The sequence below is a fragment of the Streptomyces ureilyticus genome, from assembly GCF_011045025.1.
Classification (GTDB): domain Bacteria; phylum Actinomycetota; class Actinomycetes; order Streptomycetales; family Streptomycetaceae; genus Streptomyces; species Streptomyces ureilyticus.
On the sequence record NZ_JAAKZX010000013.1, the window covers coordinates 81740 to 87982 of the forward strand.

Annotated in this window: 7 protein-coding genes and 2 pseudogenes; 4 read left to right on the top strand and 5 right to left on the bottom strand. The window is 71.2% G+C overall.

Annotated features, from left to right (window positions below):
• Positions 1 to 161: 161 nt before the first annotated feature.
• The 3 genes and pseudogenes from G6048_RS06840 to G6048_RS06850 all read right to left on the bottom strand — a co-directional run.
• Positions 162 to 245 (bottom strand): annotated as a pseudogene (locus tag G6048_RS06840) (IS5/IS1182 family transposase); the annotation flags it as partial.
• A gap of 8 nt (positions 246 to 253) precedes the next feature.
• Positions 254 to 505: pseudogene (locus G6048_RS06845) on the bottom strand (winged helix DNA-binding domain-containing protein); the annotation flags it as partial.
• A gap of 98 nt (positions 506 to 603) precedes the next feature.
• The gene (locus tag G6048_RS06850; protein WP_165338549.1) at positions 604 to 975 is read right to left on the bottom strand and encodes a winged helix-turn-helix transcriptional regulator; all 372 of its coding nucleotides are present in this window, start codon (positions 973 to 975) and stop codon (positions 604 to 606) included.
• 93 nt (positions 976 to 1068) lie between these two features.
• Between G6048_RS06850 and G6048_RS06855 the strand changes: the two genes are divergently transcribed.
• On the top strand, positions 1069 to 1908 hold the full coding sequence (locus G6048_RS06855; protein ID WP_165338529.1) for an SDR family oxidoreductase: 840 nt from the start codon (positions 1069 to 1071) through the stop codon (positions 1906 to 1908).
• Positions 1909 to 1945: 37 nt separating this feature from the next.
• On the opposite strand, the gene G6048_RS06860 is transcribed toward G6048_RS06855, so the two are convergent.
• On the bottom strand, positions 1946 to 2254 hold the full coding sequence (locus G6048_RS06860) for an ArsR/SmtB family transcription factor (RefSeq protein WP_165338530.1): 309 nt from the start codon (positions 2252 to 2254) through the stop codon (positions 1946 to 1948).
• Positions 2255 to 2315: 61 nt separating this feature from the next.
• On the opposite strand from G6048_RS06860, the gene G6048_RS06865 reads away from it, so the two are divergent.
• Positions 2316 to 3335: a zinc-binding dehydrogenase gene (locus tag G6048_RS06865; protein ID WP_165338531.1), complete on the top strand. Its 1020-nt coding sequence runs from the start codon at positions 2316 to 2318 to the stop codon at positions 3333 to 3335.
• Between the two features lie 57 nt (positions 3336 to 3392).
• Complete coding sequence (locus tag G6048_RS06870; RefSeq protein WP_165338550.1) at positions 3393 to 4325, top strand: quinone oxidoreductase family protein; 933 nt, start codon at positions 3393 to 3395, stop codon at positions 4323 to 4325.
• Between the two features lie 109 nt (positions 4326 to 4434).
• Here the strand turns inward: G6048_RS06870 and G6048_RS06875 are convergent, their stop codons facing one another.
• Entirely contained in the window at positions 4435 to 4827 is a 393-nt protein-coding gene (locus G6048_RS06875) for a winged helix-turn-helix transcriptional regulator (RefSeq protein WP_165338532.1), read from the bottom strand.
• A gap of 119 nt (positions 4828 to 4946) precedes the next feature.
• Between G6048_RS06875 and G6048_RS06880 the strand changes: the two genes are divergently transcribed.
• Positions 4947 to 6243, top strand: a 1297-nt coding sequence (locus G6048_RS06880; protein ID WP_165338533.1) for an LLM class flavin-dependent oxidoreductase, incomplete at its 3' end; no start/stop codon positions are given.

The following is a 6243-nucleotide window of genomic DNA, read 5'->3' on the forward strand; positions in this document are numbered from 1 at the left end:
CGCGACGCGGTCAACAACCGCCTCGACATCGTCCGTAACGCCCAGTACTGCCTGACATACACGCGGCCTCTCGGCACCGCCGGCCTGTCCTGGGCAGGGCTCGTGAGTTGGTGGCAGGAGACAAATCCCGCCGTCGGTGATCAGGCTGCCGCCTCCGCGGATCTGTGGATGCGGGCGGCCGTCAGATCGTGGGAGCGGCCCGTCAGTGCCGGCGACAGCCAGAGGACCTCCCCGGCCGGGTCGGTCGAACAGCGTGGGCCGCAGCTCGGGGGCGAGGTACCAGTCCCGCCGCGTCCGCCAGCCGCGCGCCCACGGCCAGATGCACCGTCGCCGGGTCGGTGCCGTGCAGCGCGACCAGTGATGCGGCGACCTCCTCCGGGCTCCCCGCCCGCGCGGCCCCCGCCAGCCGCTGGCGCAGGGCCAGCCGGTGCCGCCGCTCGGCCGTCCCGATGTGCCGTCGTCCGTCGTCACCCATGCAGGCCCTCCGCCCGTCGTCCGTCCGCAGCGTGTTCGGCAGGTGCGCTTGGTGCGTGTGCTCGGTACCTGTGCCCCGTCCGACATCGTGCCCGACACCACTGACAGCGGGCCTCCCCCGAGGGCCGGCTAGGGCGTGCCGTCCGCCGACAGGCGCTGGGTGATCCGGTCGAACAGGTCCGTCAGCGGCTCCCCGATGTCCCGGCCGAACCCGGTGAGCCCGTACGTGACCTGCGGCGGCGTCGTCGGTTCGACCTTCCGCCAGACCAGACCGTCCTCGACCAGCGTGCGCAGGGTCTGGGCCAGCATCTTCTCGCTGATGCCCTGGATGCTCTCGCGCAGCTCGTAGAACCGGAGGTCGTTGCGCCGCAGGGCGATCAGCACCCAGATGCCCCACCTGCTGGTCCCATGGTCGACCACGTCGCGCGCCAGGCAGTCGCTGTGAAACACGTCATACCGCTCGCCGGTCCCGACCCGTTTGCGCTGCACGCCTTCCGTTATGTCATGAGCTTACCTCCAGGTATGCCCTTACCAAAAGTTAGTCCTCGCTCCTAGCGTGCAGGTCCACAGAGGACATCCGAGAAGGAGCTGATCATGATCGTGGTGACCGGGGCGACCGGAAACATCGGCCGGCCGCTGACGCGGGCGCTGGCGGAGGCGGGTGAGCAGGTGACGGCGGTGTCCCGGCACCCGGCGGCGGTACCCGACGGAGTCCGCCACCAGGTGGCCGACCTCGCCGAGCCGGCCGGCCTGCGGCCCGCGCTGGCCGGGGCGAAGTCGCTGTTCCTGCTGCTCTCCGGCGATCTGCACGCCCTCGGCGCCAACCCCGCCGACATCGTCGCCGAGGCCGTGGACAGCGGGGTCCGCCGCATCGTCCTGCTCTCCACGCTCGGCGTGGTGACCAGGCCCTTCGGGGCGACGCGGATCGCGATGCGCGAGCTGGAGGACACGGTGCGGGAGTCCGGCCTTCAGTGGGCTCTGCTGCGATCGGGCGGCTTCGCCTCCAACGCCCTGTGGTGGGCCGAGTCCGTCCGCGAGCGACGGGTCGTCGCGGTGCCCTTCGGCGACGTCAGGGTGCCGGTGATCGACCCGGCCGACATCGCGGCGGTGGCGGCGGCCTGCCTGCTGGAGGACCGGTACACCGGCGAGGCGTACGAGCTGACCGGCCCGGAGGTGATCACTCCGCGCGGGCAGACGGAGGCCCTCGCGGCAGCGCGCGGCTCGCCCGTGACCTTCCACGAGCTGACCCGCGACGAGGCCAGGGCCGCCATGGCCCGGACCATGCCGGCGGAACTCGCCGACGACACCCTGGACACCGTCGGCAACCCGAGCCCGGCCGAGCAGCGCGTCAGCCCGGACGTCGAACGGGTCCTCGGCCGCGCCCCGCGCCCCTTCGCCGACTGGGCCGCCCGCAACGTCACCGCGTTCCGCTGAGACCGGCCGCACCGGGGCGCCGTACCGGGGCCAGGCGCTAGAACACGTCGCGCAGGGTCTCCAAGAGGCGGGCGATGTTCGCCTCGTCGCGGCGGTAGTAGGTCCACTTGCCGCGTCGGGTGGCGACCACCAGCCCTGCCTGCCGCAGCATGGTGAGGTACTGGGAGGTGGTGGACTGTCCCAGGCCCATGCGCCGCTGGATGTCGGTCACGCAGACGCCGATCTCGACGTCCTCGGCCTTCTGGCCGGGGAAGCTCATGGGGTCCTTGAGCCACATCAGCATCTGGCGGCGGACGGGGTTGGACAGGGCCCGGAATACGGACAGCAACTGCTCTTCCGAGAACACGGCGTGATCGTAACCCATTCTCATATTGACGATTCGCGATACGACGATTTATCTTCGCCGTATGTCCTCTTCGATGCGTGTGATGGAACTCGTCCGTTTCGGTGGTGCGGACACCGCGTTCGCGGCACGGGAACTGCCCATGCCCAGCCCTGGGCCCGGCCAGCTGCTGGTGAAGGTGATGGCCACCTCCGTGAATCCCCTGGACCTGCAGACCCGCCGCGGCGACTACCGCGACCAGGTGGCGCTGCCGGCGGTGATCGGCAACGACGTGTCCGGCGTGGTGGTCGAGACCGGCACGGGGGCGGGCCACTACCGTCCGGGCGACGAGGTCTGGTACTTGGCGCCGGTGTTCACCGGTCAGGGGACCTATGCCGAGTTCCATGTGGTCGACCAGGCCCTGGTCGCCCGCAAGCCCTCCCGCTTGTCGCATGTCGAGGCCGCCGGTCTCGCTCTCGTGGGGGTGACGGCGTGGGAGGCGCTGGTCGAACGGGCCGGAGTGCGGACCGGGGAGCGGGTCCTGGTGCACGGCGGCGCGGGCGGGGTCGGTTCGGTCGCCATCCAGGTCGCACGTGCGCTGGGGGCCGAGGTGGTCACCACCGCGCGGGCGAGGGATCACGACTTCGTCACCCGGCTGGGAGCGGACGTTACGATCGACTTCTCGGCCGGTGACTATGTGCCGCAGGTGCAGGCCCTGGGCGGGGTGGACGTCGTGTTGGACACGGTGGGCCGGGACACCCTCACCCGCAGTCCGCTGGCTCTGGCCGACCGAGGCCGCGTGGTGTCGATCGTGGACATTCCCGAGCCGCAGAACCTCCTCGCCGCTTGGGGCGTGAACGCGACCTACCATTTCCTCTTCGTCAGTCCCGGCCGGGCAAAACTCGAGGCCCTCGGCCGCCTGGTCGACCAGGGCGAACTCCGGCCGGTGATCGGCGCCGTGCTGCCGCTGGCCGACGTCGCCCACGCCCACAGCCTCTTGGAAGGCGGCTCCGCCGACGAAGGACGCCAACGCCCGCGCGGCAAGATCGCTCTCGCCGTGCATCCCGTGGACGAGACCCCGCACGCGGCGGCGGCCCGGACCTGAGGAATGGGGCGCCTCGCACACCCGTTGTCCTCTCGTATGAGCGAAACAACTGCGGTAGTGGCGGGCGCGTATGGGGGTCCCGAGGTCCTGTCGGTGATCGATGTCGCCGTCCCGGAGCCGAGGCCGAACGAGGTACGGATCACGGTCCGCGCGGCCGGCGTCAATCCCTTCGACTACAAGTCGTACAGCGGCGCCTTCGGTGTCGATCCGGAGAGACTGCCGGTGCGGCTCGGTGTCGAGGCGGCGGGCGTGGTGACAGCGGTCGGTGCCGACGCGATCGGCCCCGCGGGCCCCATCGCGGTGGGTGACGAAGTGATCACCTACACCGCGCCGGGTGCCTACGCCGCCGAAATCGTCGTGCCCGCCTCGTCCGTGGTGCCGAAGCCCGTCGCCCTGTCCTGGGAGCAGGCCGGCGGGCTGCTGGCCGCCGGGGTCACCGCCGTACACACGCTTGAGGCGGTCGGCCTGGGCAAGGGCGAGACGGTGCTGATCCACGGTGCCGCGGGAGGCGTCGGTCTCGTGGCCGTGCAGCTCGCGGTGGCACGCGGCGCGACGGTAGTGGCCACGGCGAGCCGGGCCAAGCACGACCTCCTGCGAGAGCTGGGAGCGATCCCGGTCATGTACGGGCCGGGGCTGGCGGACAGGGTGCGCGCGGTGGCGCCGGAGGGCGTGCACGCGGCCGCGGATCTCGTGGGCACCGAGGAGGCGGTGGACGTCTCCGTGGAGCTCGTGCCGGACCGCCTGCGTATCGCCACCATCGCGGGCCACGAGCGCGGGGCTCGCGCGGGAATCAAGCTCCTGGGTGGTGCGCCGGGCGCGGATCCCGGCACCGAGATCCGGGAAGCCGCCCGCCTGCAGCTCACGGAAGCCGCGACAGCAGGCCGCCTGCGCATTGTGATCGCGGACAGCTACCCCCTGGGCGAGGCCGCCACCGCCCACCGCGAGATCATGGCCGGCCACACCACGGGAAAGATCGTCCTGGTCCCGTAACCCGTTCCTGTCCCCGCACCGCTGAAGCCACACCGCGAGCGGCCGCCCGCGCGCTCACCGGTCCCGGTACGCGACGGATCGGGTGCGTGGGCGGCCTGCGACCAGCTCGTCAGGTGTCCATGTCCTCGTTCTTGGCGCTCCATTCGATCAGCGGATGCAGGACACGCATCAGGCTGGCGCCCTGTTCGGTGGGCCGGTACGTGATCTGGACCGGCGTCGTCGGTACCACGAGCCGCTCAATGAGGCGGTGACCCTCGAGCTCACGCAGACGCTGGGACAGAAGGTGGTTCGAGATTCCGGGGATCCGCGCTCGGTAGTCGACGAATCGGCGCGCGCCCCGCATCGCCGCCAGGAGCACCGCGGCGCTCCACTTCTTGCCCACGACCTCGACCGAGCGCTGAAAACTGCGGCACACGTCGTCGTCGATGTGTTCGTAGCCCGCTTCCGGGCGGCTCTGGCCCGCGGTGGTGGAGGAATCATCGGGCTGTCGAGGACCGGTCATACGGTCATGATACTGGAGCGTGTCACTTTTGATGACCTGGTCATGTCCCGCTTGTCGCCTGTGATCATCGCCGTGCAGCCTTGGCCCATGAACGCACACTCGGCCTGTCACCACGCGCTATGAACTACGGGCACCCGCTGAGATTTGGGCTGCACCTGCCCTCTGACGCCGACTGCGGACCCGGCCGGTTGGTCGAAGTGGCGGGCCTGGCCGAGCAGTGGGGACTGGACTTGCTGGTCGTCCAGGCCGGAACCGCCGGCGATGATCTCGAACCGTCGACTGTGGCGTCCTGGATCGCCGCGGCGACGGTCTCTCTCGGACTGGTGCTGGAGGCACGCCCCGCCACCCTCCATCCGGCGATGCTCGCACGAGCCGTCGCAAGCCTGGATCGGCTCACCGAAGGCAGGGTCGAACTGGCTTTCCGAGCGGGCCCGTCAGCCGCCGCGTCCGGGACAGCCGATTCGGTCGCGGCACTGGGTGAGGCGATCGCCGTCGTCCGCGAGCTCTGGAATGTCCTCGACCGTGGCCTCGGCCGGTTCACCGGCCGCTTCTACCGTCTCGCGGGAGCTGAGAAGGCCGCGCCCGCGCACGACGTGCCGATCTCCGTGGACGGCCAGGACCAAGACCTGCTCCGGCTGGTCGGACTGCGGGCTGACGAGTGGTCGACGGGGTGCGACGCCGCCACGCTGACGCAGGGCAACCGCGCAGTCGACGAGGCGGCGCGAGGGGCCGGCCGTGATCCCCGCGAGATCCGCAGACGGGTCACAATCCGCGGTGACTTCGGCGAGCGGACAGGCAGGTTCACCGGGACCGCCGCGGACTGGGTGAACGACCTGCTGCCACTCGTCGTCGAGCACGGGGTGGGCACCGTCGTGCTGGACACCGAGGAGCGAGACGTCGCGGCAGGCTTCGCGAGCGAGGTCGCCCCGGCCCTGCGGGCGGCCGTGGACGCGGTGCTTCCGCGCGGATGGTCGGGCGCGCGGGTCCGGCGGTCCGCCGTGCGCGCCAGGCGCCGGCCGGGGATCGACTACGAGGGCGCTCCGCCGGAGATGGCCGAGGTCGTCGAGCCCGGTGATCCGGCCTACGCCCGGCTGCGGTCCGGATACTTGCGCGGCGGTGCGCCCGGCATCATCCTGCGGGCGGCGACGAACGAGCAGGTGACACAGGCGCTCGCGTTCGCCCGCCGGCATCCCGGCGTGGCCCTGTCTCGGCGAAGCGCCGGACACGGGGTCTCCGGCCGCTCCACCAATGACGGCGGGATCGTCATCGACGTGTCACTGATGAATGCGATCGAGGTGCTCGACAGGAAGACACGCCGGGTGCGCATCGGCCCGGGTGCGCGCTGGGCCGAGGTGGCGGCCGCACTGGAGCCCTACGGCTGGGCGTTGAGTTCGGGCGACTACGGGGGCGTCGGGG

What these genes read in the sequence shown, in the direction of transcription:
- G6048_RS06875 (WP_165338532.1), bottom strand. Translation starts at nt 4,827, where the DNA reads ATGACCGGTCCTCGACAGCCCGATGATTCCTCCACCACCGCGGGCCAG.
- G6048_RS06855 (WP_165338529.1), top strand. Translation starts at nt 1,069, where the DNA reads ATGATCGTGGTGACCGGGGCGACCGGAAACATCGGCCGGCCGCTGACG.
- G6048_RS06865 (WP_165338531.1), top strand. Translation starts at nt 2,316, where the DNA reads ATGTCCTCTTCGATGCGTGTGATGGAACTCGTCCGTTTCGGTGGTGCG.